This is a genomic window from uncultured Shewanella sp., from assembly GCF_947501225.1.
Taxonomy (GTDB): Bacteria; Pseudomonadota; Gammaproteobacteria; order Enterobacterales; family Shewanellaceae; genus Shewanella.
Window position 1 is genome coordinate 115476 of record NZ_CANMUW010000011.1, and the last position, 25955, is coordinate 141430.

The window sequence follows — 25955 nt, forward strand, 5'->3', positions numbered from 1 at the left end:
TGGTGGGAATGTCATTAATGCAGGAGCAATTAACGACCTTGAACTCTGCCACTTCTAGACTTGCTGAATTCTGCATATTGAAGTGGTTTGGGTATATTTTCCCAAGCATCTGAACGATATCCAGGAGGAACCTACAGTTCCCGCTACAGGATAGCCTCACGACACAAGGACTAGATTAACCAGTTTAGTCCCTGGTAAGTGTAGCGACAATCGAGGCTATGAAGCACCACCAGCTAAGAGATTACGGCAATCAGCCATAAAGCCATATGATTTTGCTACAATTAACCACAAAAGAATTAAGTCTTAAAAACTATTTAAGGTTAATTAAGCGAGTTCTTTCAGATGGAGCGGCTAATATGAAAAGATTATTTTTAGGCGTATCCCCCGATGCGGCGCAGGTCGAGCAACTACTCAAGATCCAGACCACTCTTTTCAAGGCTGGAGATAAGGAGAGGGCTTGTGAGGGGCGGGATGCGGATAGAAAAACGGCTAACTATTACACCGGTGTCGGGTGCAGGGTCGAAAAGCAAAATTTTCATATGACGCTTGCCTTCCTGGGAGCCGTCAGCGATGAGATGCAGGAGCAACTGGAGTCGACACTGGATAGCTTCTACGCCATCAACGCAAACCAGTGGGCCTCCTTCGATGTGGCATTAGATACACTTACGCTCTGGAGAAAACCTCAGGTGCTCTGTCTGTCGGGAAAAGTCGATGATGAAAATCTGCAGATTACGGTAGACAGATGCAGATATGCCGCCAGAGAGGCCGGACTTTTCAGCGGAAAAACCGACAAAGACAATAGAAGCGGTGAACCAGCCTTCACCCCGCATATCACCCTGTTTAGAAAAGCAAAGAAGATCCCCCAGGCGCTACTGCCCGAAACAAATTTATTACGGGATGAGTTAATAGAGCGCGCCCTTATTCCACTGACGCTCTCACCACAGCAGATGCACCTCTATGAATCGGTCAGCACCCCGGAGGGGGTCGAGTACCATATCCAGCGCTCCTGGAAACTTATACCGACCGGAACAAGCCAGCCCGGTTAACTCTCAAAACTATCAAAACTCTCGACAAGTCAGTTACAACCGATAAAAAAGCCGGCACCTTTTCAGGTGCCGGCTTCAATATTTAGCTCAAATTCGCCGTGATGTACGAGTCGTCTATCGCTCTGAACACGAGATATTAATCCTGCAATAATGCTGCGATAGTCAAGACACCGTGTGTCGTTCCGCCTGCGGCCCATAATGCATTGGAGGTATCTGCAAAGGCGGAGGCAAGATCCATATGTAACCACTGAGCCTCCGGGGCAACAAAGTGCCACAGGAAACCGGCAGCATTAGAGGCACCACCGGCACCGCCCCCCTTCATGGGTCGGCTGTTAGCGGTATCGGCATAGGGCGATGGACACATCTCACGATGCCAGGGGTCCAGTGGCAGCGGCCAGACCCGCTCACCCACTTCGGTCGCTTTAGCCTGCGTCATAGCCAACACCTCACTCGATGGTGAGAAGATAGCGTTATAGTTAGTTCCGACAGCCATCAGGGCTGCGCCGGTCAGGGTGGCCGCATCGATGATCAGAGGAGCGCCGGTTTCCGATGCCGCCTGCAAACCATCGGCTAATACCAAGCGCCCCTCAGCGTCGGTATTGACCACCTCGACAGAGACGCCATTCTTATAGGTCAAGATGTCACCCAGCTTGTAAGCATGACCACTGATAAGATTCTCAGCACAGCAGAGGAACAACTTAACCCGCTTGTTCAACCCCTGCTTCATCGCCAGACCCAGCGCCGCGGTCACGGTCGCCGCTCCGCCCATGTCACACTTCATCCCCAACATGCCTTCGGAGGATTTAATGCTGTAACCGCCGGAGTCGAAAGTGATCCCCTTACCGACCAGGGCAACGGATACCGGAGCATCTTCACCAAGAGGGTTATAATCAAGCTCCAGCATCGCAGGTGGTCGCTCACTGCCACGGCCCACGGCGTGGATACCGATCCACTTCTCTTCGAGCAGTTCGGCACCTTCGATGATGCGATAGCTCACCTTGTCTGAGCCAATCTCGGATAACCAGTGGGCGGCAAGAATAGCCAACTTCACAGGCGCTAAATTTTCAGGCGTCTCGTTGATCAACTGGCGGGCAAAGCTGGCACTGGCGAGTCTGTTTTCCAGTTCGGTCCGGGTCGCTTCATCCCCGGTCCAGCGGATATCGGAATTAGACTTTGCCGTAGCAAATCCCTGAGCGAAAGCCCATTGAGAGTGCAGATCCCACAGCTCTCCCTCTAATGAAAGTGTCGCTATCCCCTGGCTGCGCAGTTTACGCGCCGCCTTCTGGATCTGGCGTAACTCATCGCCCCCCTGCAGGTGAATAGCCGCCTGATCATTTTGAAATGTCACATCGGCCTTCCCCCAGTGGGCAGCAGGTGCCTCTTTGGTGAGGCTCACTTTCATTAACTCTGTCATGCCTAATCCTTCCTTTTATACATCTTTTTGTAGTTAGGTCTTTCCCGTACGCGCTAAACTAAGAGACGGAAAAAATAGATAACCTGAGATTTGCTTGTCCGAAGTGTACTGCATAGAGCTAGATACCGAAAGCCATCACATTTGATTGTTCCCGGCTAAATTAGCCGGGAGTTGAATGACCCGGTGTGATGCTATTTCCCCCGCTTAATTGTAAAAGACTCATTATTAACCCGGGAAACTGATAACCTAATCTCATCTGTTATCTCTTATGGAGCCCCAGCCGGCTAATGCAGTTCACTCCCCCTTTCGAACAGGGCGTCTTACTGAGACGCTATAAACGCTTCCTTACCGACATTCGACTCAGCGATGGCAGTGAGGTCACCATACACTGCCCCAACACCGGCTCGATGAGAAACTGCCTCTTTCCCGGTGAAAAGGTGTGGTTCTCCACCTCCGATAACCCAAAACGTAAGTACTCACGCACCTGGGAGCAGGCTGAGTCCGATGTGGGGCATATAATAGGTATCAACACAGGCAGAGCCAATCAGCTGGCTGAAGATGCCATCAGAGACGGGGTGATAACCGAGTTGAGCGGTTATGGCTCGCTCAGACGTGAAGTCAAATACGGCAGTGAAAATAGCCGTATCGATATTCTTCTCAGCGACGCCGAAGAGGCAAAAAACAGTGAGCGGGGCGACACACTAACCAAGGCCGACTGCTATGTGGAAGTGAAGAGCTGTACCCTGCTGGAAGAGGGTCAGGGCTACTTCCCCGATGCGGTCACCACCCGAGGACAGAAGCACCTGAGGGAGTTGATGGAGGTGGTGGCTGCCGGCCATAGAGGCGTACTGCTTTTTGTGGTGCAGCATACAGGAATAGAGTCTGTTCAGGCGGCGGCTCATATCGACCCTGACTATGCCAATTTGCTGAGTGAAGCACACCGCGCCGGGGTCGAAATCATCGCATATTGCGCCGAAATCTCCCCAAATGGGGCCTCCTTGATTAAATCATGCCCTGTCAAACTTTAAATGGCAGCTAAAAGTTGAATTAATTGAGAATAGGGGACATAGTCAAGGAATAACGTCAAATGGATACAAAAAGTTTGCTTGGATTATCTGTTTCTGATATAGATATCGGCCTTAAAATACAAGCGCCCTACAAAGCAAACGATTAACAGGAGATGGGTTATGCCAGAAGGCACTAAAAAACTCGGCGTGCTCGCTATCGCAGGTGTAGAACCTTACCAGGAGAAACCTGGTGAGGAGTATATGAACGCAGATCAGCTGGACCACTTCAGAACGATTCTGGACGCTTGGCGTAATCAATTGCGTGAAGAGGTCGATCGTACTCTTAACCATATGCAAGATGAAGCGGCTAACTTCCCGGATCCTGTAGACCGTGCGGCACAGGAAGAGGAGTTCAGTCTTGAGCTTCGTGCTCGCGACAGAGAGCGTAAGTTGATTAAGAAGATCGAAAAGACACTTCAGAAGATTGAAGAAGATGATTTCGGTTTCTGTGAATCTTGCGGCATCGAAATCGGCATCCGCCGCCTCGAAGCTCGTCCGACAGCCGATCAGTGCATCGACTGTAAGACACTTTCAGAGATCAAAGAAAAGCAGATGGCCGGCTAACCAGCGGCTCTTGACTGCATGAGTAAGCGGGGGTTGGCCCCGCTTAACAGCTCTTTTCTGTTTTTAAGCTAAATTCAGCGCTTCGCTCAGCTCTCTGGTTGATCACCGACAAGCATTAGATGCTCGTCTCTCCTCCCCGCTGACACATTTATCGTAAAGCCAGATGCCAGCCGATGGCTATTCCGGCACTGTTAAACCCAGCCTAAACATATTATGATCCTCTCTGGTTTTATAACCTATCAACTATAGGTATCGTCACTTTGAGTCAATCCCCATACATAGGCCGATTTGCCCCCTCTCCTTCAGGTCCGCTTCACTTCGGTTCTCTGGTTGCGGCCGTAGGCAGCTTCTTGCGGGCGCGCTCTATGGGGGGTCAATGGTTGGTGAGAATCGAAGATATCGATCCTCCCAGAGAGGTACCGGGAAGCAGCGACGATATTCTTCGAACGCTGCATGCCTATGGCCTGGAGTGGGATGGTGAGGTGTTGTACCAAAGTCAGCGGGTCGAGGCTTATCAGGCTAAACTCGATAGCTTAATGGACGCCGATCTCGCGTATTACTGTCAATGTACACGCAAACAGATCAAGGCGATGGGTGGCACCTATGACGGTCGCTGCGGCAAGCTGGAAACGCCACTGACTCATGGGGCGATAAGAATACGCAATACGATCGGCATAGACAGATTTCAAGATACCCTGATGGGCCGGATACAGCTGGATAAAGCCTTTGCCAATGAGGACTTTATCATTAAACGTAGTGATGGCCTCTACGCCTACCAGTTGGCCGTAGTCCTGGATGATGCATTTCAGCAGATCACTGAGGTGGTTCGGGGCTGTGACCTGCTTGAGACAAGTTGCAGACAGGAGAGCCTCTTTGCACTGTTTGGTTTCAAAGCGCCCACCTGGCTACACCTCCCCCTGGTCTGCACCACACCGGGCATGAAGCTGTCGAAACAGAATCATGCCCCCGCTATCGACATCACTCAGCCACAAAATAGCCTGAACGCCGCACTGTGTTTTCTGGGGCAACCCAGTGTCGAACCCAGAAAAGAGATGCCCCTGATGCTGGAGCAGGCCATATCTCAATTTGATATCGACCTGATCCCTAAGCAAACCGAGATCATCCTCGATTAACCGCTTACGCTGACTTGCGTTCTCCTCCTTAAGAGGTGCAGGGAACACCAGCCCGAATCGGGTGCCCCATGGTGGTTCGGTGCTAACGGCTCAGCTTTTCTGGCGACTTTACCTGGCCAACTATAGAAGATCGCACACAAATTCAAAACGACGTGAGTCAATGGTGATCAATCGTATACTCATTGAGCCATATTTGAGTTATCATAGCCGACTTATTTTAAATCGCAGTTAAGTTCCAAGTTCGAGGTGTCCCATTTTTCGCCGTATTAGCAAATTCTGTAAGCAGTTCTTTGATGACAATCAAGCAGCTGACGAAACCACACAAACAGGGCTAAGTTTGGAGGTTGTCCCGAGAAAAGATCACTCTATCTCTCGCAGACAGATAAGCGAAAATGCCATAAAGGTACTCTATCGATTACATAAGTCCGGGTTTAAGGCTTATCTCGTCGGTGGAGGGGTGCGTGACATTTTGTTGGGCCTGCAACCGAAAGATTTCGATGTGGTAACCAATGCGACACCTGAAGAGATCAAGAAACTCTTTCGCAACTGCCGACTGGTCGGAAGGCGCTTCCGTCTGGCCCATATCGTCTTTGGTCGCGATGTGATCGAGGTCGCAACACTGCGTGGCCACCATGTCGATTCGGGTGAAAAGATCTCCAAGACCAATGCCGAAGGCCGACTGCTACGCGATAATGTTTACGGCACCATAGATGAAGATGCGGAACGTCGCGACTTCACCGTCAATGCACTCTATTACGACATCAGTGACTTCTCTATACATAGTTACGGCGGTGGCCTTGAAGATCTGAACTCAAAAACCATCAGATTAATCGGCGATCCCAACACCCGCTACCGTGAAGATCCCGTGCGTATGCTCAGAGCCGTGCGTTTTGCGACTAAACTCGACATGACCATAGATCCCGGTGCAGCCGACCCAATCTATGATCTGGCTCCACTGCTGAAAGATATTCCCGCAGCGCGCATGTATGAAGAGGTACTCAAACTCTTCTTCAACGGCCAGGCGACAAATAACTTTGAGATGATGCGCGAATTTGGTCTGTTTGCGCCTCTCTTCCCACTGATAGATTCACATCTTGAAGATGAGCCCAATGGCTTTACCGCTAAGATGCTTCAGGCTGTCATGGAAAATACCGATCTGAGAGTCCGCGCAGAGAAAACGGTAACGCCCGCCTTCTTCTACGCAGCCATACTCTGGTACCCATTGAGTCAACGTGCCGACGATATCGCTCTTGAAAGTGGTCTGAGTCTCTATGACGCCTATAACGCCGCGATGGGCGATGTGATGGAGCAGCAATGCCGTAGCATCAGCATCCCACGCCGCTTCAGCACACCGGCTAAAGATATCTGGCAACTGCAGCTCAGGTTCGATCGCAATCAGGGCACGCGTGCGTTTAAGTTTATCGAGCATCCTAAGTTCCGTGCGGCCTATGATCTGCTTCTGCTCAGAGCGCTTGCCGAGGGTGGTTCGGTTGCCAAGTCTGCCGCATGGTGGAAGAGCTTCGTCGAGGGAGGCGATGAGCAACGCAGTGTCATCGCGCGCTCGGCAAACAAGGGCAGCCGTAACCGCAACTCTAATCAACGCAGACGCCGCAGATCCACCCCAAAGAAAACGGCTAAGCCGACAGAGTAATGGCGTTAGTTTTTGTTGCACTAGGGGCAAATCTTACCGACCCGCAGACTCAGCTCGATAACGCCTGTAAAGCGCTTACCGAGCTGGCCCTGCCAAGCCCTGACTCAGCAGATAAGAGCTCACTTAGAGTTTCCCCCTACTACCGCTCCGCCCCGATGGGAGATGTGGTACAGCCCGACTATGTCAACGCCGTCGTCAGCTTCAATACCAGGCTCCAACCTATCGAGCTGTTGGATGCACTGCAAAAAATTGAAAACGAGCAGGGCCGGGTGAGACTCGAGCGCTGGGGACCAAGAACCTTAGATCTCGACATTCTTCTCTATGACAATCAAACCATAGACTCCCCAAGACTCACGATCCCCCATTATGGAATGAAGCAGCGCAGCTTTGTCCTGGTGCCTTTAGCCGATATCGCCCCCCGGCTGACTCTTCCCTGCGGCACAAAGCTCGAGCAACTTATAAATGCCGAATTGACCGCAGAATTAGAACAAATAGTCAGATAATATTGAACTCGGCTCTGTGTTGGCTTATAAAAGCACACTGTCTTTATCCAAATCTAAATGCGAAAGCTGAATATTTAGCACTAATACAATTAATCGATTTAAGATCATCACTATGTCTAAAATAACTAGCTCTACCCTGCTCAAGTTTAAGCAGGAAGGTAAAAAGTTCACTGCACTCACGGCCTATGACGCAAGCTTTGCAAGCGCCTTCGACAGTGAAGGAATTGATGTGCTACTCGTCGGTGATTCGATGGGAATGGTACTTCAAGGACATGATGATACTCTACCCGTAACGGTCGAAGATATTGCCTACCATACACGCTGTGTTCGCCGTGGTATCAAACGCTCTCTGCTTATCGCCGATATGCCGTTTATGAGTTACGCAACGGCCGAGCAAGCGATGACAAATGCCACCGCCTTGATGCAAGCCGGCGCGAATATGGTCAAGCTAGAGGGCGGCCACTGGTTACTGGACACCATAAGTAAACTGACCGAACGCGGTATCCCGGTCTGTGCTCACTTAGGCTTGACCCCGCAATCGGTACATGTGTTCGGCGGCTTTAAGGTTCAGGGACGCGATTCAGACAATGCCCAGCGTATCCTGGATGAGGCTAAGGCTATCGAAGCGGCCGGAGCTCAGCTGCTGGTTGTAGAATGTATTCCGGCAGCACTTGCCAAGGCCGTCAGCGAAGCATTAACCATTCCGGTGATAGGCATCGGAGCCGGTGCCGATACCGATGGCCAGATACTGGTTATGCACGATGTATTGGGGATCTCCAGTGGCTACATTCCCCGCTTCTCTAAGAATTACCTGAAGCAGACCGGTGAGATCCGCGAGGCTATTCGCGCATATATCGACGAAGTCGCACAAGGTATCTTCCCGGGCATCGACCATACATTTAACTAGGTAAGTATGCACTCAACCGCCGGTAAATATCGACACTCACCGGCGGCTTGGCCTGCAAACCAAGCAAAAATTCCCAGCCCGCTCTGGCGGGAGGAAGATCTATTCAGTAAAACAAAATAGTGCAGAGTTACTATGATCACCACTCAAGAAATCAGTCAGATCCGTCAACAAGTTCGTGCATGGCATGCCAAGGGCGAAACCGTCGCATTCGTTCCAACTATGGGCAACCTTCACCTGGGGCATATCACCCTCGTTAAGGAAGCGGTTAAACGTGCCGATCATGTCGTCGCCTCAATCTTTGTCAACCCGATGCAGTTTGGTCAAAATGAAGATCTCGATGCCTACCCGAGAACGCTGGCTGCCGACCAACAGGCATTGACCGATGCCGGTGCCGAACTGCTCTTCACCCCGACACCAGAGATCATCTACCCAAAGGGGATGGAGCAGCAGAGCTTTGTAGAGGTTCCAAAAATCAGCGAAGAGCTATGCGGGGCCAGCCGTCCCGGACACTTCCGTGGTGTCGCCACAGTGGTCTGCAAGCTGTTTAATATCGTCCAGCCCGACATTGCTCTTTTCGGTCGCAAAGATTTCCAACAGCTGCTGGTGATAGAGACCATGGTGGCCGATCTCTCGATGCCTATTGAGATTGTTGGCGTCGATACCATACGCGAGGCCTCAGGCTTAGCCATGAGCTCACGTAACGGCTACCTGAGTGAGGCACAGAAGGATAAGGCTGCGACACTTAAGCGGACTATGGATGCCATGTCCGATGCAATCCAGCAGGGTGAGTCCATTGCCGATGCCATTAAGGCCGGCACTCATCAGTTGAGCGAAGCTGGATTCAGACCCGATTACCTCGAGGTACGCAGTGCATCGGACCTGTCTCTGGCGAGCGACGAAGATGCCTCACTTGTTATCCTTGCAGCGGCCTACATGGGCGATACACGCCTGATTGATAACCTCTGCTTCACCCGCTAAACAGAGTGTTGCCTGTCGGGGTACCCGGTTAGGGTGCCTCGATTAATCCGTTCAACAGCTATATCGTCATACCTCTCTATATTGTCTTATTAATCAAAGCCAATATTGTCAGAACTCCCTCTCAAAAAACTGGTTTTATCGCGCCAGTTACGCCATAGTAGTATGGATATATAAGAAAGTATTAGATGTCGTAATGGCTGGCTGAATGGATGTTCGTCAAATATCTTAGGTGTTTTTCGATATACAGCCAGAGATGGTGACACTCATTAAGTGAGTGAGCAGAAAGCTGAACAGAGGATGTATAGCCTGATGGCAAGAGTGATACTCATATTTTTTACCTGTCTGACTTTTACCAGCCTGTTAGTCGGTTCAGCTCTGGCTGGTAGCATCTATAAATGCATCAAAGATGATAAGGTTGTCTTTAGTCAGACCAGCTGCCCCAAAGAGTTCAGCCAACGCCAGATAGAATACGATCTGGGGATCACCACAGAGATCGACTCAGATAAGCCACAAAACTTTATCGACCCTCTCTCCGCACTGCTCGATATGAAAACCATCTCCAAAGAGAAGCTGATGCAGCTGATCAACGCTGAGATGTACCGTTTAAAACAGGAAAACAGCTATTTCGATATATTAAGGGCCAGTGAAGAGCAGAAGATAGAGCGTAAGCGTTATTGGCAGAAAAAAGAGAAGGATAACCCCGAGTATCTTAGTGAAATGAAGGAGATGCACCTCTATTTCGACGATCTTATCGCTAATAACCAGAAGAGCATAGATCTTCTGCAGCAACGCAAGGCGCTGGTCCAAGCCGAAGAGAAACCGGAATCAACTGAAAAGTAAGTTTTAAGATATTAGTCTTAAGGCCTTCGTTATAAACTGTCTGTTTCTGGTTTTCCCTATTTCAGCAACTCAAGAACTCTCGCTCCCGATGAAAAAACTCACTTATCTCACTGTTTTTATAGCAGGCATACTGCTGGGAACACTCCTCTCCTATTTCACGCTGCAAAAGATCATCGCCAGTCGCGGCGGCATGGGGATGCATGGTTTTATCGATAAAGCCCATACCATACTCAACCAACCAGAGGTCATGGATCTGCTCGTGTGTAGCAAACTCGCCATGAGTAACGATGAAAAGATCGATAATATGCGCCTTAACCTCACGTTAAATGAGCAGCTAGAGCCTATAGACAATGGTGAGATGCGTGCCCTGTTCGTGCTTATTTACGTCAAAGGCTACGCCTTCGGGGTTGCAGACTCGATTGCAGACAAACAGGCCGCCTTCGGGCAATATAGGTGCAGTAATCGTTACCCTTGGCTATTAAAACGCGGCGAATGAAAAGCAGTAACAGAAAAGGCGATATGAAGCGTTACGAGAACAGGCAGATCAAGTGGCCGGCAATACTCATTCAACAAGACCCTGACGGACTTACCTATCTGGCGTCGGAGCATGAGTGGCTACTCGAGACGCAGAGTCATATAGCGGCAAACAGCCGTCTGCTTGATGTATCGGGCGTCGTCTATGAGCTTACTCCGACACCGCATACTCAGCGGATGCCAGACAGACAACTAAGCTGGCAGATAGCGGATGAACCACTGTATTTACCTCAGATATTGGAGTTTGTCAGGCAACATGCCAGCTTGTCGGGTCACTGCTGCACCGCCAAATTAAGGGCAGACTCCTTGGAGCAGGTTTTTGAGATAATGAAGTTTTTAGAGGAGAGCTAGAAGCTTAAAACTATTTACTCAGGATCCCTGAGCTCATTCTCAGGGATCCTGAGCCGTCGCAGTTAGCTGCGCAGGCCTATTCCACGGCTGATCAGATAATACGCCAGGCTCCACAGTGCGACACAAAAGCCCACCATAACGGCGATCGAGAAGGGAACACTCATATCGGCATAACCTAAGAAACCGTAACGAAACACGTTAATCATATAGACCACAGGGTTCAGTGCCGATACCCCCTGCCAGAAGTCGGGGAGCAGAGAGAGGGAGTAGAAGACACCGCCGAGGTAGGTAAGCGGTGTTAACACGAAGGTAGGTACTATGCTGATATCGTCATAACTCTTGGCGAATACGGCGTTAATCAGGCCGCCCAGAGCGAACAGAATCGATGTCAGCAGCACAGTTATCGCGACGAGTCCGGCGTGATGCAGAGAGATATCGACGAAGAACATAGCCACGCCCGTCACTATACTTCCCACACACAATCCCCGGGCGACACCGCCGCCGACGTAGCCGGCAATCATCACATAGTGGGGAACCGGGGCAACGATCAACTCCTCCAGGTTACGCTGAAACTTGGCACTGAAGAATGATGATGCCACATTCGAGTAGGAAGCCGTGATCACCGCCATCATGATCAGGCCAGGTGCGATAAACTCCATGTAGGTGACACCTCCCATCTCACCGATCCGCTTTCCGACCAGGTTACCGAAGATCAGGAAATAGAGTGTCATGCTGATAGCCGGCGGCACTAAGGTCTGTATCCAGATCCGGGTGAAGCGATTGATCTCTTTGGTTAAGATGCTCTTAAATGCCGTGACATAGAGTGCTTTCATATTCATGACGTCACCCCCTTCTGAGCTTGTTCATGCTTGCCTTTCTCTACCAACTCCACAAACAGTTCCTCCAAACGGTTAGCCTTATTACGCATCGACAATACCTCCAGTCCCTGCTCACTTAGCTGGGTAAATACAGTATTAAGGCTTTGATCTTTCTCGACATCGACCTCTAAGGTGTGCGGGTCGCTTAAGCGGCAGGTGAGCCCTTCGAGCACGGGAGGTTCGGTCAGATCCCGGCCCAGATCGAGAACGAAGGTCTCAAGGTTCAAGCGGCTCAGCAGGGACTTCATGCTGGTACACTCGACCAGTACCCCTTTGTCGATGATACCGATATTACGGCAGAGCATCTCGGCCTCTTCCAGATAATGAGTGGTCAGAATAATCGTCACCCCTTCGGCATTGAGCTCCGTCAGAAAGGTCCACATCGAACGTCTGAGTTCGATATCGACACCGGCCGTCGGCTCATCAAGAATAAGTAGCTTCGGCTGATGCATCAGTGCTCTGGCAATCATCAAACGCCGCTTCATGCCACCGGACAGTGCCCGTGCGGGACTGTTGCGTTTCTCCCACAGATCCAGCTGACTCAGGTATTTCTGTGCACGCTCGAGCGCGACAGCCCTGGTTACACCATAGTAACCGGCCTGATTGACCACGATCTGCAGAACCGTTTCAAACTGGTTGAAGTTAAACTCCTGAGGCACCAGACCGATACAGAGCTTAGCCAACTCCAGCTCAGTGTCGATATCGTGTTCAAACACGGAGACCTTGCCTTCACTCTTCTGTACCAGCGAGCTAATCACACCTATGGTCGTTGACTTGCCGGCTCCGTTGGGGCCTAGCAGGGCAAAGAAGTCCCCCTTTTCGACCGTAAGGCTTATCCCCTTTACCGCCTCGACGCCGCCCTTATAGGTTTTCTTCAGCGAGTCGATAACTAATGCATGCTCAGTGTTTGTCATTTCTCTTCCAATGCAGTAAACCGATATCTGTAAAACGAAAAACTCCCGCCAGATGCGGGAGTTGAGAATAGAACGTGTGAGCTTACTCTTGCGGGATCACCTTAGCGATATAGGGCAGATTCCGATACTGCTCGGCGTAATCGATACCGTAACCGACGATAAACTCATCGGGAATAGTAAAGCCGATGAAATCTACCGGAACCTCTATCTCACGGCGATCCGGCTTATCGAGCAGCGTACATAACGCCAGACTCTTAGGGTCACGCAGTGAAAGCATCTCACGGATCTTATTGAGGGTATTACCCGAATCGATCAGATCTTCGACGATAAGTACATCGCGCCCTTGAATATCCGACTGCACATCTTTCAGAATCTTAACTTCACGTGTGCTGGTCATCGCATTACCGTAGCTGGATACCGACATGAAATCGATCTCCACATGGCCCTTAATACGGCGACAAAGATCGGCCATAAACACAACGGAGCCTTTCAACAACCCCACCATTAACAGGCGCTCGCTGTCAGCATAGTGAGCATTAATCTGCTCAGCCAACAGATCCAGTTTCTCGTCTATCTCCTGGGCAGAGATCATCTCTTCGATGGTGTGTTTCATAGTACTCTCAACATAGTATTAATTGTCGCTGTCACTGGCATTATGCTTATCATAGCCCCAGCGATTCGTTAATTCGTGTTCGACACCCAGATGATCAAGGATCCGGGCGACCATGAAGTTTACCAGATCTTCTACCGATTTGGGATCATGATAAAAGCCCGGAGCCGCGGGCATGATGGTCGCACCGAGTCTGGATAGGGACAACATATGCTCTAAATGTATAGAACTAAAGGGAGTTTCCCTGGGAACTAAGATAAGTTGCCCACGCTCTTTTATTACCACATCGGCGGCGCGTTCGAGCAAACTATTACTCATTCCACTGGCCACGGCCGCTAAGGTTCCTGTGCTACAGGGACAGATAACCATCTGTTTTGGCGCAGCCGAGCCCGAGGCCGGCGGTGAAAACCACTCCTCCTTGCCCAAAACATGCAGAGTGCCGGTGATACATGCGCCCTGCTCACGAAACAGCTCAGTAAGCTGCTCTGCGGCCTTGTCGCTGTTGGCACTTAACTGCAAACCATGTTCGGTCGCCATCACGACTCTGGCGGCCGATGAGATCATCAGAAATACCTGATAGTCGGCAACCAGCAGGCACTCCAACAGTTTCAGGCCGTAAGGTGCGCCGGAGGCCCCTGTCCAGGCCAGACTGACAGCCTTGGTTTTTCTTGGGTAACTCATAAAGTCTCAATAAAATAGTTGTAAGCGGTAAGTGTTAAGCTGTAAGCAAAGAAAGTGAAGAGCACAAGCTTGTTTCTCATGGCTCATATCTTAAAACTTATGACTTAAAACTTACCCCTTTAATCTTTCAATCTCTTTAACAGCTTCTGATGCAGACCACCGAAGCCACCGTTACTCATCACTATGATGGTGTCACCGGTTTGCGCCCTGTCGGCTACGGCATCGATTATCTCATCTATTTGGTATAGCACAGTAACGGGCAGTCGGGCCTTTTCCATTGCCGCCTTCACGTCCCAATTGATGTTATCCGCCTGATAGAGGTAGGCCTCATCGGCGAGCTGCATCGAATCGGCTAAGGTGTCTTTATGTACACCACTTTTCATGGTGTTTGAGCGCGGCTCTAAGATAACGGTGATCTTACCCTTACCGACCTTAGCGCGAGTCCCCTGCAGGGTCGTCGCTATCGCCGTCGGGTGGTGGGCAAAATCATCGTATACCTCTATGCCGTTCACCGTGCCGATAAGCTCCATACGGCGCTTAGGTGGTGAAAACCTGGTGAGCGCCTCGATGGCCGCCTCGGGTTGCACCCCCACATGACGCGCTGCCGCGATCGCCATGGTGGCATTCTCGACATTATGCTGGCCGATAAGGCTCCAATCCAACACGCCCTGAGAGTCACCTTCGAAGAAGAGCTCAAACTTATGACCGTCATCGGCCAACAAGTCGGCATGCCACCCACTCTCTGCTGGTGATTGCAGCCCTTTATTAAATGTCTCCTGCTCGCTCCAGCAGCCCAATTCCATCACCTGCTGCACCGCCTCACTATCCTTGGGCCAGATAATTTTCCCCTGACCGGGTACGGTGCGTATCACGTGATTAAACTGACGCTGTATCGCTTTCAAGTCATCGAAGATATCGGCATGATCGAACTCCAGGTTATTGATGACCAGAGTGCGTGGCTGATAGTGAACGAACTTGGAACGCTTATCGAAGAAGGCACTGTCATACTCATCGGCTTCCACCACAAAAAATGGCGAGTTACCCAGGCGCGCAGAGACACCGAAGTTTTGAGGAACACCACCGATCAGAAAGCCCGGCTCGTAGCCACAATCTTCCAGGATCCACGCCAGCATGCTCGAGGTCGAGGTCTTACCATGGGTCCCTGATACCGCCAGCACCCAACGGTTTGGCAGAATATGTTCGGCCAGAAACTGCGGACCGGAGGTGTACTTGAGACCGCGGTTCAATACCGCTTCGACACAGGGGTTCCCCCGGCTCATCGCATTACCGATAACCACCAGATCCGGCGCGTCATCTTCGTTTCTCCCGAGCTGGCTCGGGTCGAAGCCCTGAATGAGTTCGATCCCCTGCTCTTCGAGCTGAGTGCTCATCGGCGGATAGACATTGGCATCGCTGCCGGTAACCTTGTGGCCCTCTGCTCTGGCCAGAAGTGCCAGACCACCCATAAAGGTGCCGCAGATGCCTAAGATGTGTACATGCATGAGGTTGGCTCTGATGAGGAATAATCTGAGGGGTATTCTATCGCTTGAGGAGGCCATTGTCAGTTAACAATGGTTTAAATAACGCTTGTTTTTGATTCTGACTTTTATGGTTTTGAGGTGTATTAAGAACCATAGCTTCTATGGTGTTAATCGCCTGCAGCGGGCTTATGTGCAGGTATTCCTTCGGAACGGTGAATAGAAGCTTCTGGTTTCTGTGCTTATGAACGAGAGGCATGGATGCCGAACTGGCTTTTAGATATGGATATCGTTGTAAAGCCATCCATGCCCGCTTAACGAAAACATCCCTGTTTTCGATACCCTCATTCATACCTACACCTGTTTCTTATCTCTTCGATTTAGCCAAATACGGTGACACTTCGTCAATATTTCCCGCTCCCATTATCTGAAATGCTGTACGGAACAGAATTGGATTCTGCAGACCTTTATATCATTAGAAATTACAGTCAGTCATACCTAGTCTTATCTTCAAAATAAACTATTTGCATAATGCACTAGGCCCTGAATGAATAGCTATAAGCACCCAATTATTTAGCCGACACGAATATTTTTGATGGTGATCTACTGCACAGTTTGTTTTATGAACTTGCATGATAATCCCCAGTTATTGGCGTACGCCAATAACTAATAACTCTTTGCCCATGACTTTTACCAACAAGTTTTTTACTAACAGGAAGGGAGGCGATTCATCATGCCAAGACCCAGAAAGTGTCGCCGCTTATCGGCCTGTGTGCCCTGCAGCATGTTTAAACCTAATGGGATCCCTTCATCTGAGCTGACCAGGATCCAACTGGAGGCCGATGAGTTTGAGGCGCTGAACCTGGGCGATGTTGAGAAGCTGAGTCAGCTCGATGCCGCGGCCCGAATGGGGATCTCCAGACAGACATTCGGCAACCTGCTTGCCAGCGCGCGCAAGAAGGTCGCCACCGCCATCACCTGTGGACATGCGCTTCTCTTGCCTCTGGAGAGCCAAGAGAGCTAAGCCCCAGACTAATATTTACCTTTGATAGATGCCCCTATTGAAGGCTCACAAGGAATGACTATGATTATTGCAATGCCAATGAGTCGTGACCGACTCGCGAGCCACTTTACCAAGGCCCAGGAGATAGGCTTCTTCAACGAACATCATCAACTGATCGGCAGCTTTGCCAACCCTGCACTACAGGGCGAAGGATGCAGTGCCAAGAAGGCGATGTTGGAGCTTATCATCAACAACAAGACCAACATCATAATCGTGCAGCATATCGGCGAGCGTATGCTCGGTAAGCTACTCGATGCGGGGATCAGCGTCAGCAAGGGCGATAGCTCTCTTGGTATCGAAGAGCTGCTGAAAACCACACGCAACCTGAATCTGCGCCTTCTCCATGCCTCACAGGGCAGAGCCTCACTCAATCATGAGAAAAAGGGCGGCTGTTGTGGCGGAAGCGGAAAATCCGGAGGCTGTGGCTGTGGCTCTCATGGCGCCGGTTCTCAGGACAGTGCCCAGGCCTCCGCCAAAAAGAAGGCCGGTGGATGCTGCGGCGGCAACCCAGACCACGGGCAGTCGGGTAATAGAAAGTCCGGAGGATGTGGCTGTAGTGGGAGAGCCAAAGGCGGGGGTGAATCCGTCATGAGTCATCTGGCAAAACAGGCAAAGCCAGAAGCTACGCAACAGAGTAAGATGAGTTACGCCGGGTTCCGTAAACTGTAGCAGCCAGCCTTAACCCGCTGTCTATCGGGTGAAGGCACTATCAGAGGACTCAGCTCACGATTGAGGCTGAGTCCAATATCAAGCTTAACCCTTCTCCGACGTGTCCAATACGGCGCAAACCGAACAGAATCAATGGCTAGAGTGAGTTAAACTTAGCGGTAAAGTGCCTCAATACCGGGGGCTCGTAATCGAAGCTTAGCCCCTTCAGCGACGCCGCCTGCTCTTTGATGGCGATGAGCGCATCGGCGATATAATCCATATGATCATTGGTATAAACCCGGCGCGGAATCGTGAGTCGCATCAGCTCCATAGGTGACGCCTTCTGCTCACCGGTCTCAGGATCGCGGCCCAGCAGCAGTGAGCCTATCTCAACCGCACGAATGCCGGCCTCGAGATAGAGGGCATTACACAGAGATTGCGCCGGAAATTGATGGGCAGGAATATGGGGTAACATCTTAGCGGCATCGACAAACACCGCATGGCCTCCGGTAGGGTATTGAATCGGGATCCCAGCCTCACGCAGGCGCTCCCCCAGATAGGCGACCTGACTTATCCGGTAGTGAAGAAAGTCTTCATCGGCACCTTCATGCATGCCTCTGGCCAGCGCCTCCATATCCCGTCCGGCCATGCCACCATAGGTGACAAACCCCTCCATCGGTACGCAGCGGGTCTGCACGGCTCTGAATAACTCCTCATGGTCGCGCACACAGCAGAGCCCGCCTATGTTGACCATAGGGTCTTTCTTCGCCGACAGTGTCAGCATATCGCCATATTGGAACATCTCGCGAATGATCTCCAACATGGAGCTATCTTGATAACCGGCCTCGCGCTGCTTGATAAAATAAGCATTCTCACAGTATCTGGCCGAGTCGATCACCACGGGAATATCGTTTTGCTGCGCTATCTCATAGACCGCACGCATATTGGCCATAGAGACAGGTTGGCCCCCCGAGCTGTTACAGGTCACGGTAGTGATGATGGCGGCGATATTATTGGCACCATAGGTGGCTATGGTGTCACGGAGCTTATCGAGATCGAAGTTACCCTTCCAATCGTAGTAACTCTCGGTATCGAAAGCCTTTTCTGTCACCACGTTGAGCGCCTTGCCACCGTTCATCTCGATATGACCCGCCGTGGTATCGAAATGATAGTTAGAGATGAATACCGGCTCGGTGCCACCCCGCACCTGTTTCATCCGCTCTATCAGGCAGGGAAACAGTATCTGCTCGGCGCCGCGCCCCTGATGAACCGGCACAGTAAGCTTGTAACCGAAGAAGTGTTCGACGGATTCACACAGATTAAAGTAGTTACGACTACCGGCATAAGCTTCATCACCCATCATGAGCCCCGCCCATTGCACATCGCTCATCGCCCCCGTGCCGGAATCGGTCAATAGATCGATATAAACATCTTCACTGCGAAGCAGGAAGGGGTTGAGCCCGGCCTGAGCCAGGGCTTGCTCTCTATCCTCGAGGTTGGTCATACGAATTGGCTCAACCATCTTGATACGAAAAGGTTCCGGAATACGTTTCATTGTTTAATCCCTTGTAGCATTTTGTGCACCAGCCGAGCCGATTGAATACCACAAGGGTATCGAGATGTTCGCATGGCAAAGCTCGGCTAAATAGCGCGTTATGATTAACAGGTTTGGTAACCTGAATGAGTTAACTGAGTTAGCTTAAATGCGGACCGTTATCCGGCCGACCTGGGGGAATTAAACGTTGGGGAAATCGTAGGCAAGTTGGATATCGCAGTTGTACCAATGGAACAACACGGGCGTGTTGTTGGCAAACAGTTCCAGCATCGGCATCATCCTCCTTTGGCAAGTCGTAGGTTAAGACTACCCCTGAGTTGAGGATAAAACAAGCACTGAGTTTCGATAGCAATGGCATTGAGTATATGCCAATTCAGAGCCCATCAGGACGTGCAATGCAAATTAGAAATGCCTCTCCTGAAGCCCAGCCAGCAAGGCTATAGCCCAGAACCAAGGGCTTTGAACGCCCTTGATGAAGCAGCAGTGTAATGCACTAAATACTACTCTTGATGAGGGGTAAAGTAGCCCCCCAGATAGCGCCTTCCATAAAGCAGGATAACCCCGGCAACAGGCAATGCCATGGTGTATGGTCCTGCAATAAACAGAGCATCAATCAAGACAAGCAGTGACAGGAATACAACCTTATCATTAAATTCCGCGCCCATATTTTCCCCGGTAAATGCCAATGAAGCTATGGTGACACCCAACAGAAAAATAGCGGCGTTGAGTATGCTCGACACCCTGCCTCGCTCAAATTCGACGCTGTTAATCTGAGATTTTTGCCCCCCAACAGCACTACCGACCCTGGAGTTGACGCTCGAAAACTCGCTGCCCCTATAAGTGCTGTTTCTTGCTTTATCCCCGCCGGCCGGGTGCAGATGATCAATCCTGGCTCTGTTATAGATAGTAGCGGGTGAGACTCTTGACTCGACTAATTCAGAGGCGTTATAGGCCAGATCGGTACCATATTGATGCGCCTGGGTCGCCATTGAGACATTTTCCAGCCTGGCACTATAGATACATACCAAGGTATAACAAAAGAGAACGGCTAAGCCTAAAAGCAGATTTCTTCTTATTGAATACATGCCTACCCCCACCTTAGTTTTATTGTTTCAGGTACTTTCAGCAATGTCGGACAGTCATCTGAAGCGGGCGATCAACCGGATAGTCGTTCAGACTCAAATCCACAAACACAAAAAACAACCTGCAAATAACACTTTGATACCTAACGCCATAAAAGACAATCTATATTGAATATAGGTAACAATTTGACGCACCGGAGAGAGAAGTCCAAAAAAAGGGAAAATAAAAAGAGAAAAATAAAACCCTTTCTCAGAATCCCTGCGTTTATAACTTCAGAGATCACTTTTATCTATTCACTTTTATCTATTCACTTTTGGAGTTCAAACTGATGAAAAAATCACTACTAGCAGCACTGATATCTGCCGGCCTTATCTTATCAACACCTCAACTACAGGCCAGTGAACTCAATTTCCCGCACCTTGAAACCGTAGGCGTGAGCGAGGTAGCCGTCGAAGCGGATATGGCCGAAATAGATGTGGCCGTCGTCATAAAAGATAAAACAGCCAAAGCCGCTAAAGAGGGCTCAGATAGGGCCGTCGCTAAATTTATCGCAAGGCTGAAGAGTGCCGGCATAGAGCGCTCACTCATTCAGAGTGCAAACCTGAATCTGCAACCTCAATACCACTACGAAAAAGATAAGCCAGCCGAACTTATCGGCTATACCGCCAGCCGTCGTCTCACCGTAACCGTGAAGGAGCTGACCCGGCTCAATGCCATCTTAGACTCGGCGCTTGAGGAGGGACTCAACAGGGTCAACAACATCGCATTGAAATCCAGTAAAGAGGAGGAGTTGATAGCTAAAGCCAGGCAGGCAGCCATCAAAGATGCGCAGGCCAAAGCACAGCTGCTCGCCGAAGGGTTTGGCGAAAAAATTAAAGGGGTGTGGGAGATCCGCTACTACGAGCAACATCCCGTTCAACCTGTGATGCTGCGCATGAGTGCCAAGGGCGCGAGTTACGATGTGGGTGAGAGCTATCAGCAGGGACACGTCACCATTCGTGACCGGGTTGAAGTGATCTATCGATTGAAGTGACCCCTGTCGCTGTCAAGATAAGCCCTGACTCCTCTATACCCGCAACGGTTCTATATCTCTGTTGAAAGGGGTCAATACCTTTGATGCTATTGACCCCCTTTACAAGCTGGAACAACTAAGTTAATTGGCTCTGCTTCCTGCTTTGATGCATCTTAAACTCCACCGCTTCGATCAACTTCTCCGCATCGATCTGTGAGATCATCCCCTCATGGGAGAGCTCTTGAATCATCTTGCGCTCTGTATTTAACAATATGCGCAGAGCCAGGTATGACTCCACACGTTCTACCAGATGCGGAGACTCCTGCCTGAAATCATTCAGGGTATGCTTTGCAAATTGATTCACCTGCTTTATCTGAGCCATGGCCTGCTCGAGCTGAGCCGGCTCCAGTGACAGACTCGGCGCCAGCTCCAGTATATACTGGCTTGCCTCGAATAAGCCCCTGGCACTCTCGAAGATGATGATATGTTGTCTGTAATTTATGCCCCTGGCATAGGCACCAATTAATGGAACAGAGGCGCAGCGCTGAGACCATCGGGGAATTTGCCACTGCTTCTCAATCGAATGCCTGGGCCATATTCTGGGCGTACCATCGAGCGCCTTCTCGATGGCCTCGACCAGAATATGGGTCGCATCCTGACTCAATAACCCCTTGGCAAACTGATTCCAGTAAAACTGACGCTCAGACTCCAGCAGTTTACGCAGAAACTCTACATGGGTCTCCATGCTCCGCTCATCTTTAAAGGGTTCACTGACCGATACTATGTTGCTATCCACCAGCGGCCAGTTCACCGCCTTCAGGTGCTCATCGGCATGTAACCGTTCCCGTACTGAGATGATCTCGTCTGAGATCTTATGCTGAACCTTGGCAAACGCCTGTTGCTTGGCCTTAGGGAGCTTATCTAAGCCTAATTTCGCCATCACAAATCGCATAGATGAGCCATTCACTATAATGGTTAATACCACGATTCCGGCGGTCAGAAACAGGATCTGGTCCCGCAGTTGAATATCAAGGGATTCGTTGGTGGCGACGATTAGCGCCAACGCTAGTGATACCGCACCACGCAGCCCGCCCCATATCAATACTATCGACTTCTCTTTAGTCAGCCCTATGCCTATTCTGGCCAGGATAGGCATCAACCCCATTATGACCATGGCACGTATCACTAAGATGCCGGCGAATATGACCGCCAAATACTGCCAGTTGGAGAGATCTGCGATACCCAGGCGGGTAGAGACGACCAGCCCCACCAGGATAAAGATCAGGGTATTGAAGAGAAAAGAGAGGGTGTGCCAAAAATGGTGCAGATGCTCCATCACCTCCGGAGAGAATCGCGTTCTCCCCGGCCCGGCGTAGATAAGCGCCAGGGTGACGACACTCACAACCCCCGAGGCATGAAACAGGTGTTCGGCGAGGTAGAAAACCAGATAGGGCAGCACCAGTGTCAAGGCAATCTCAATCAGGCTGTCATTGAATATTGAGCCGATAAATCTCAGGCTTATCGCCGCGACTACCGCCCCGATCAGCACACCGATAGAAACGACACGAAGAAACTCAATGGTTACATCCAGAGGATTAAACTCAGGCTTTATCTGTGTCGCCAGCGAGAGAAAAAGAGTAAACATCACAATCGCCGTACCATCATTGAGCAGAGATTCTCCTTCGATCAATGTCTGCAACCTGACCCGCGAACACATCTCTTTAAGCAGGGAAACCACGGCAACCGGATCGGTCGCACTGACAATAGCGCCGAACATCAGGGCGGTGCCAAGAGACCAGTGCCATGGCAGCACTGTCAGGCTCAAAATTGCCGTAAACAGAGTACATATCACTAAGCCGGGAATGGCCAGCACCGCTATCTGTGAAAACATGCGCTTAAACAGATGCACCTCGAGAGAGAAAGCGGACTCGAACACCAGTGCAGGCAGGAAGATAAACATGATCAGATTGGCATCCAGCTGACTGGCGAGCACAAAGGCCGAACTGAGTTCATTGAGAATCGGCAGCTGAAATTCGAAATCCAGACCGGTTCCGATTAACATCCCCAGCAACAACAGGGCTACCGAATAAGGAATCGCAGTGTTTTTCAATAGCCTGCGAAGAACTATTCCCATTAATATCGCTATCACAAAAAAGACCAACAAGAGTAAGGTCGTTTGCATATGCATGAGATCTCCTATCGATAACTTCCCTATATCCTCTCTATTAAAAGTAGTCCGTAAAAGGTAATTACCCAAAGGTAGTGACCGATAGAAGCTCTGTTAATTGCAGATATCCATAAGTACGACTCAGAGGTCTGATCTGAGTAGTTAAGCAAAGTTTAAACTGACGAAGAAGGGCAGATGTTGTACGATTACGGGGGTAACATATATATTACATACTGGTACTTATTGAGCTGAGATCCGTTAATTCTGACCGAATGGATATCATAGTGAGCTAGCGAAATGTCTCGAGCTAATCCTTATTTGATATAACGCATTACATTGATAATGAAATCAAAAACAAGAGCTAGAGAATGAATATAAGCAAACTTTTTCTACTAATCCTATTTTGGATACCCTCTTCATTACTGACGGCTGCCGAGGTTAGAGTGGCTTTCGGCGAGAAGATCCCCCCTTTCTGTTTTCCCGCCACCGACTCGGGCATTGAGATCGAGGTAATAGGAGAGGCGTTGGCCTATCGCGGCCATGTGCTGAAACCTGAGTATTACCCCTTCGCCAGGATCCCGATCGCCTTCTTAGCCCGCAATGTAGACGCCGCCATGACGGATCTGGGTCGGGATATGGAGTCAGAGGGGGCCCTCTACGGCGATCCAGCAGTGTTTTATGACAACGTCTTTATCACACTCAAAGAGCGAAACCTCACTATCGAGAAGCCGGAAGATCTGCAGGGGCTGAGTGTCATAGCCTTTCATGGGGCCGCCAAACGATACCCTGAATGGTTAACAGATGTTCAGCAGTCAAACCTCTATCACGAACAGAACAATCAGGCGCTACAGGCACTGACCCTCGACAGACAGCATTATGATGTGGTGCTCAGCGATCGTAATATTTTTAATTATTTCACCCTACACCTGAAACGGGAAAAAGGGTTCGATCCTAAACCGGTTGAGGAGCATCATTTTGTTGAATTCAACCCAATGGACTATCGACCGGTATTTTGGGATGAACATATCCGGGATGATTTCAATGCCGGTCTGAAGCATCTGAAAGAGACCGGGCGCTATCAGGAAATATACGATAAATACCTGAAATAACAGAAGCTGGTTCATTACGCTTAACGCCAGTCTGAATAACGACAATCAAGTATAACAAGCTGCTAAATAGAGATTTACTGATTTACTTCAATAAGGCCTGAACCAACCTTGTTATAATTCCCCTATAGGTATCAACGCGAAAGGCTGTTTCAATGAGTTCAAACCCGGCTTGCGAGCTGCAACTAATCTATCTGTTTGTCCATCTGGTCAATAAGGGTGGGTTCTCACAGGTAGCTAAAGCGCTAAACATGCCTATCGCCACAGTGAGCCGTAAGGTGCACAAACTCGAAGAGAACCTGGATACTCAGCTCATCATGCGCAGCACCCGAAAACTACGTCTTACCGAAGAGGGAGAGGCGCTGTTTAAACGTTACCAGGATGCCATCTCTCAATTCGACAGCTGTTCTGACTCTGTGATTAATAAGCCGGAAGGCACACTGAGAATCGCCGCCCCTATCTCGATAATCTCTATGATATTTATCGGTGCAATAAATGAGTTCTCTAAGATGCACCCCGATATTCAATTGCATATCGCGCAAAATAATAACACCATTGATCTGGTGGAAGAGGGGGTAGATATTGCTATCGTCGGCGGTGCTCAGCCCGACTCATCCTGGGTCTCCAGCTCACTCGGTGTGCTCAATTATGGCCTGTATGCCTCACCACACTATTTGGCCCGAGCCCCAAAGATCTCCCACCCCAATCAACTCAGTCAACATGACTTGATTAAGGTTTGGCCCCTGTTTAACTGGACACTGAAACACAAGAGCGGGGAAGATTTTTACTACGATGGTCCGGCAAAACTCACCCTTGGCGATCTGTATGGTGCGGTGCACGCCGCCGTAGATGATGGGGGTATCCTGTATGGACCCGCACTATTTGTGAAACAGCAGCTGAAATCAGGTGAATTAGTCGAGGTACTGCCACAGTGGGCAGGAGAGCAGCGCCGGATCTCCATGCTGTATCATCAGCGAAGCCAGCAACCGATTAAGGTCAAACTCTTTATTGAATTTATGCAGTCAAAAGCCGAGAGCTTATTTGCACTATAGCTCTATGGTGGTCAAAAAGGCGACTCAAAGATTTGAGCCGCCATCATATTTTCAAGTTCACTGCGGCTAGCAAGCCCTGAAACTCAGGGCAGAACAATCAAATATCAAAGTGAACCTGTTGCAAAACAACAGGAACTTCACCTCTCTTACTTAAACCAGATACACGTTCAAACTACAGGCGCCGTGGGCACCGACAACCAGTGCCTGTTCAATATCTGCGGTTTTTGACGGACCTGCGATAAAGGTACCGAACTCTCCCTTCTCAAGAGTGAGCTTAGATGCCGCCTGATGCATATTAGGGACAATCGAATCGGCCTGCAGAACCAAAAACAGATTCTCACAGATAAATGGTGTGACTCTGTGTCCCAGGTTTTTGTTGTTCACCCATATAGCCCCGTTCTCGGCAACGCCAACATCACCTGGGATCACGGCATAATCGATATCCTTGAGCTCGTGAGCAGTCTCGGTAACCTCACGGTTTCCCTTAACACCATCGACCATGGAGATAACCTGCAATCCCTGAGCAGTAAGCTCATCGACCTTCTGCTGCAGTGCCTCTAACCCGCCCTGCTTATGCAGTGTTCCAGCGACAGTGTTAAGGTTTGTTTCGAATTGACCAAGAAGATCATCAATTCGTGGAGCCACATTGAATACGGGCATAGCCTGAGGAGCGATGGCCGAGCTCTTAAGCGCATTTAAAATATAATCTTTACTCGACAT

The 25955-nt window shown here is 50.1% G+C and carries 26 protein-coding genes and 1 pseudogene; 16 read left to right on the forward strand and 11 right to left on the reverse strand.

Annotated elements, in window-relative coordinates:
* Nucleotides 1-356: 356 nt before the first annotated feature.
* Entirely contained in the window at nucleotides 357-1046 is a 690-nt protein-coding gene (locus Q1B47_RS15505) for a 2'-5' RNA ligase family protein (RefSeq protein WP_299795416.1), read from the forward strand.
* Nucleotides 1047-1182: 136 nt separating this feature from the next.
* On the opposite strand, the gene pepB is transcribed toward Q1B47_RS15505, so the two are convergent.
* Nucleotides 1183-2460 (reverse strand): aminopeptidase PepB, encoded by a 1278-nt coding sequence (gene pepB / locus Q1B47_RS15510; protein ID WP_299795418.1) that lies wholly within the window; start codon nucleotides 2458-2460, stop codon nucleotides 1183-1185.
* Between the two features lie 287 nt (nucleotides 2461-2747).
* On the opposite strand from pepB, the gene sfsA reads away from it, so the two are divergent.
* From sfsA to Q1B47_RS15560, 10 genes are all read left to right on the forward strand, one after another.
* The gene (gene sfsA / locus Q1B47_RS15515) at nucleotides 2748-3488 is read left to right on the forward strand and encodes a DNA/RNA nuclease SfsA (RefSeq protein WP_299795420.1); all 741 of its coding nucleotides are present in this window, start codon (nucleotides 2748-2750) and stop codon (nucleotides 3486-3488) included.
* Nucleotides 3489-3647: 159 nt separating this feature from the next.
* Complete coding sequence (gene dksA / locus Q1B47_RS15520) at nucleotides 3648-4091, forward strand: RNA polymerase-binding protein DksA (protein WP_299795422.1); 444 nt, start codon at nucleotides 3648-3650, stop codon at nucleotides 4089-4091.
* Between the two features lie 260 nt (nucleotides 4092-4351).
* On the forward strand, nucleotides 4352-5224 hold the full coding sequence (gene gluQRS / locus Q1B47_RS15525) for a tRNA glutamyl-Q(34) synthetase GluQRS (RefSeq protein ID WP_299795424.1): 873 nt from the start codon (nucleotides 4352-4354) through the stop codon (nucleotides 5222-5224).
* A gap of 253 nt (nucleotides 5225-5477) precedes the next feature.
* Entirely contained in the window at nucleotides 5478-6875 is a 1398-nt protein-coding gene (pcnB, locus tag Q1B47_RS15530) for a polynucleotide adenylyltransferase PcnB (protein ID WP_299795534.1), read from the forward strand.
* Nucleotides 6875-7378 (forward strand): 2-amino-4-hydroxy-6-hydroxymethyldihydropteridine diphosphokinase, encoded by a 504-nt coding sequence (folK, locus tag Q1B47_RS15535; RefSeq protein WP_299795426.1) that lies wholly within the window; start codon nucleotides 6875-6877, stop codon nucleotides 7376-7378. Before pcnB ends, folK begins: the two co-directional genes overlap by 1 nt.
* 112 nt (nucleotides 7379-7490) lie before the next feature.
* A complete protein-coding gene (gene panB, locus Q1B47_RS15540; protein ID WP_299795428.1) occupies nucleotides 7491-8285 on the forward strand; it encodes a 3-methyl-2-oxobutanoate hydroxymethyltransferase in 795 nt (264 codons plus the stop codon).
* A gap of 132 nt (nucleotides 8286-8417) precedes the next feature.
* On the forward strand, nucleotides 8418-9263 hold the full coding sequence (gene panC / locus Q1B47_RS15545) for a pantoate--beta-alanine ligase (protein WP_299795452.1): 846 nt from the start codon (nucleotides 8418-8420) through the stop codon (nucleotides 9261-9263).
* A gap of 309 nt (nucleotides 9264-9572) precedes the next feature.
* Nucleotides 9573-10103, forward strand: coding sequence for a DUF4124 domain-containing protein (locus tag Q1B47_RS15550; protein WP_299795536.1), 531 nt, complete (start codon nucleotides 9573-9575; stop codon nucleotides 10101-10103).
* Between the two features lie 88 nt (nucleotides 10104-10191).
* Nucleotides 10192-10599: a hypothetical protein gene (locus Q1B47_RS15555; RefSeq protein ID WP_299795454.1), complete on the forward strand. Its 408-nt coding sequence runs from the start codon at nucleotides 10192-10194 to the stop codon at nucleotides 10597-10599.
* Nucleotides 10596-10988: a DUF4144 family protein gene (locus tag Q1B47_RS15560; protein ID WP_299795456.1), complete on the forward strand. Its 393-nt coding sequence runs from the start codon at nucleotides 10596-10598 to the stop codon at nucleotides 10986-10988. Before Q1B47_RS15555 ends, Q1B47_RS15560 begins: the two co-directional genes overlap by 4 nt.
* Nucleotides 10989-11050: 62 nt before the next feature.
* Here Q1B47_RS15560 and Q1B47_RS15565 read toward each other — a convergent pair whose 3' ends face one another.
* The 6 genes from Q1B47_RS15565 to Q1B47_RS15590 all read right to left on the reverse strand — a co-directional run bounded on the left by Q1B47_RS15565 (nucleotide 11051) and on the right by Q1B47_RS15590 (nucleotide 15901).
* Nucleotides 11051-11821, reverse strand: coding sequence for an ABC transporter permease (locus Q1B47_RS15565; RefSeq protein ID WP_299795538.1), 771 nt, complete (start codon nucleotides 11819-11821; stop codon nucleotides 11051-11053).
* A 2-nt stretch (nucleotides 11822-11823) separates the two neighbouring features.
* The gene (locus Q1B47_RS15570; protein WP_299795458.1) at nucleotides 11824-12780 is read right to left on the reverse strand and encodes an ABC transporter ATP-binding protein; all 957 of its coding nucleotides are present in this window, start codon (nucleotides 12778-12780) and stop codon (nucleotides 11824-11826) included.
* 82 nt (nucleotides 12781-12862) lie between these two features.
* Nucleotides 12863-13393, reverse strand: a complete 531-nt coding sequence (gene hpt / locus Q1B47_RS15575; RefSeq protein WP_299795460.1) for a hypoxanthine phosphoribosyltransferase — start codon at nucleotides 13391-13393, stop codon at nucleotides 12863-12865.
* 18 nt (nucleotides 13394-13411) lie between these two features.
* Entirely contained in the window at nucleotides 13412-14071 is a 660-nt protein-coding gene (locus tag Q1B47_RS15580) for a flavin prenyltransferase UbiX (protein WP_299795462.1), read from the reverse strand.
* A gap of 119 nt (nucleotides 14072-14190) precedes the next feature.
* Nucleotides 14191-15573 (reverse strand): UDP-N-acetylmuramate:L-alanyl-gamma-D-glutamyl-meso-diaminopimelate ligase, encoded by a 1383-nt coding sequence (gene mpl / locus Q1B47_RS15585; RefSeq protein WP_299795464.1) that lies wholly within the window; start codon nucleotides 15571-15573, stop codon nucleotides 14191-14193.
* A gap of 37 nt (nucleotides 15574-15610) precedes the next feature.
* Nucleotides 15611-15901 carry a hypothetical protein gene (locus Q1B47_RS15590; protein WP_299795466.1) on the reverse strand — a complete coding sequence of 97 codons (291 nt, stop codon included), beginning with the start codon at nucleotides 15899-15901 and terminating at the stop codon, nucleotides 15611-15613.
* A 381-nt stretch (nucleotides 15902-16282) separates the two neighbouring features.
* On the opposite strand from Q1B47_RS15590, the gene Q1B47_RS15595 reads away from it, so the two are divergent.
* Nucleotides 16283-16573: a DUF134 domain-containing protein gene (locus Q1B47_RS15595; protein WP_299795468.1), complete on the forward strand. Its 291-nt coding sequence runs from the start codon at nucleotides 16283-16285 to the stop codon at nucleotides 16571-16573.
* Nucleotides 16574-16633: 60 nt separating this feature from the next.
* Nucleotides 16634-17041, forward strand: a pseudogene (locus Q1B47_RS15600) (NifB/NifX family molybdenum-iron cluster-binding protein); the annotation flags it as partial.
* A 376-nt stretch (nucleotides 17042-17417) separates the two neighbouring features.
* On the opposite strand, the gene Q1B47_RS15605 reads toward Q1B47_RS15600, so the two are convergent.
* Both Q1B47_RS15605 and Q1B47_RS15610 read right to left on the reverse strand, forming a co-directional pair.
* A complete protein-coding gene (locus Q1B47_RS15605) occupies nucleotides 17418-18815 on the reverse strand; it encodes a tryptophanase (RefSeq protein ID WP_299795470.1) in 1398 nt (465 codons plus the stop codon).
* A gap of 500 nt (nucleotides 18816-19315) precedes the next feature.
* Nucleotides 19316-19900 carry a hypothetical protein gene (locus Q1B47_RS15610; RefSeq protein ID WP_299795472.1) on the reverse strand — a complete coding sequence of 195 codons (585 nt, stop codon included), beginning with the start codon at nucleotides 19898-19900 and terminating at the stop codon, nucleotides 19316-19318.
* 326 nt (nucleotides 19901-20226) lie between these two features.
* On the opposite strand from Q1B47_RS15610, the gene Q1B47_RS15615 reads away from it, so the two are divergent.
* A complete protein-coding gene (locus tag Q1B47_RS15615; RefSeq protein ID WP_299795474.1) occupies nucleotides 20227-20931 on the forward strand; it encodes an oxidative stress defense protein in 705 nt (234 codons plus the stop codon).
* 115 nt (nucleotides 20932-21046) lie between these two features.
* Here Q1B47_RS15615 and Q1B47_RS15620 read toward each other — a convergent pair whose 3' ends face one another.
* Nucleotides 21047-23098, reverse strand: a complete 2052-nt coding sequence (locus tag Q1B47_RS15620) for a sodium:proton antiporter (RefSeq protein WP_299795476.1) — start codon at nucleotides 23096-23098, stop codon at nucleotides 21047-21049.
* Nucleotides 23099-23445: 347 nt separating this feature from the next.
* Here Q1B47_RS15620 and Q1B47_RS15625 point away from each other — a divergent pair, with 347 nt between their 5' ends.
* Nucleotides 23446-24186 (forward strand): ABC transporter substrate-binding protein, encoded by a 741-nt coding sequence (locus Q1B47_RS15625; protein ID WP_299795478.1) that lies wholly within the window; start codon nucleotides 23446-23448, stop codon nucleotides 24184-24186.
* A gap of 152 nt (nucleotides 24187-24338) precedes the next feature.
* The gene (locus Q1B47_RS15630; protein ID WP_299795480.1) at nucleotides 24339-25235 is read left to right on the forward strand and encodes a LysR family transcriptional regulator; all 897 of its coding nucleotides are present in this window, start codon (nucleotides 24339-24341) and stop codon (nucleotides 25233-25235) included.
* A 150-nt stretch (nucleotides 25236-25385) separates the two neighbouring features.
* Here the strand turns inward: Q1B47_RS15630 and Q1B47_RS15635 are convergent, their stop codons facing one another.
* On the reverse strand, nucleotides 25386-25955 hold the full coding sequence (locus tag Q1B47_RS15635; protein WP_299795482.1) for an LUD domain-containing protein: 570 nt from the start codon (nucleotides 25953-25955) through the stop codon (nucleotides 25386-25388).

Bases quoted from the DNA above. Each gene is read 5' to 3' on its own strand.
- Q1B47_RS15570 (WP_299795458.1), bottom strand. From the start codon at position 12,780: ATGACAAACACTGAGCATGCATTAGTTATCGACTCGCTGAAGAAAACC.
- pepB (WP_299795418.1), bottom strand. From the start codon at position 2,460: ATGACAGAGTTAATGAAAGTGAGCCTCACCAAAGAGGCACCTGCTGCC.
- Q1B47_RS15560 (WP_299795456.1), top strand. From the start codon at position 10,596: ATGAAAAGCAGTAACAGAAAAGGCGATATGAAGCGTTACGAGAACAGG.
- panC (WP_299795452.1), top strand. From the start codon at position 8,418: ATGATCACCACTCAAGAAATCAGTCAGATCCGTCAACAAGTTCGTGCA.
- folK (WP_299795426.1), top strand. From the start codon at position 6,875: ATGGCGTTAGTTTTTGTTGCACTAGGGGCAAATCTTACCGACCCGCAG.
- Q1B47_RS15635 (WP_299795482.1), bottom strand. From the start codon at position 25,955: ATGTCGAGTAAAGATTATATTTTAAATGCGCTTAAGAGCTCGGCCATC.
- hpt (WP_299795460.1), bottom strand. From the start codon at position 13,393: ATGAAACACACCATCGAAGAGATGATCTCTGCCCAGGAGATAGACGAG.
- Q1B47_RS15565 (WP_299795538.1), bottom strand. From the start codon at position 11,821: ATGAAAGCACTCTATGTCACGGCATTTAAGAGCATCTTAACCAAAGAG.
- Q1B47_RS15620 (WP_299795476.1), bottom strand. From the start codon at position 23,098: ATGCATATGCAAACGACCTTACTCTTGTTGGTCTTTTTTGTGATAGCG.
- sfsA (WP_299795420.1), top strand. From the start codon at position 2,748: ATGCAGTTCACTCCCCCTTTCGAACAGGGCGTCTTACTGAGACGCTAT.
- panB (WP_299795428.1), top strand. From the start codon at position 7,491: ATGTCTAAAATAACTAGCTCTACCCTGCTCAAGTTTAAGCAGGAAGGT.
- Q1B47_RS15625 (WP_299795478.1), top strand. From the start codon at position 23,446: ATGAATATAAGCAAACTTTTTCTACTAATCCTATTTTGGATACCCTCT.
- Q1B47_RS15610 (WP_299795472.1), bottom strand. From the start codon at position 19,900: ATGTATTCAATAAGAAGAAATCTGCTTTTAGGCTTAGCCGTTCTCTTT.
- Q1B47_RS15505 (WP_299795416.1), top strand. From the start codon at position 357: ATGAAAAGATTATTTTTAGGCGTATCCCCCGATGCGGCGCAGGTCGAG.
- Q1B47_RS15615 (WP_299795474.1), top strand. From the start codon at position 20,227: ATGAAAAAATCACTACTAGCAGCACTGATATCTGCCGGCCTTATCTTA.
- Q1B47_RS15630 (WP_299795480.1), top strand. From the start codon at position 24,339: ATGAGTTCAAACCCGGCTTGCGAGCTGCAACTAATCTATCTGTTTGTC.
- Q1B47_RS15605 (WP_299795470.1), bottom strand. From the start codon at position 18,815: ATGAAACGTATTCCGGAACCTTTTCGTATCAAGATGGTTGAGCCAATT.
- Q1B47_RS15590 (WP_299795466.1), bottom strand. From the start codon at position 15,901: ATGAATGAGGGTATCGAAAACAGGGATGTTTTCGTTAAGCGGGCATGG.
- Q1B47_RS15555 (WP_299795454.1), top strand. From the start codon at position 10,192: ATGAAAAAACTCACTTATCTCACTGTTTTTATAGCAGGCATACTGCTG.
- dksA (WP_299795422.1), top strand. From the start codon at position 3,648: ATGCCAGAAGGCACTAAAAAACTCGGCGTGCTCGCTATCGCAGGTGTA.
- Q1B47_RS15595 (WP_299795468.1), top strand. From the start codon at position 16,283: ATGCCAAGACCCAGAAAGTGTCGCCGCTTATCGGCCTGTGTGCCCTGC.
- Q1B47_RS15550 (WP_299795536.1), top strand. From the start codon at position 9,573: ATGGCAAGAGTGATACTCATATTTTTTACCTGTCTGACTTTTACCAGC.
- mpl (WP_299795464.1), bottom strand. From the start codon at position 15,573: ATGCATGTACACATCTTAGGCATCTGCGGCACCTTTATGGGTGGTCTG.
- Q1B47_RS15580 (WP_299795462.1), bottom strand. From the start codon at position 14,071: ATGAGTTACCCAAGAAAAACCAAGGCTGTCAGTCTGGCCTGGACAGGG.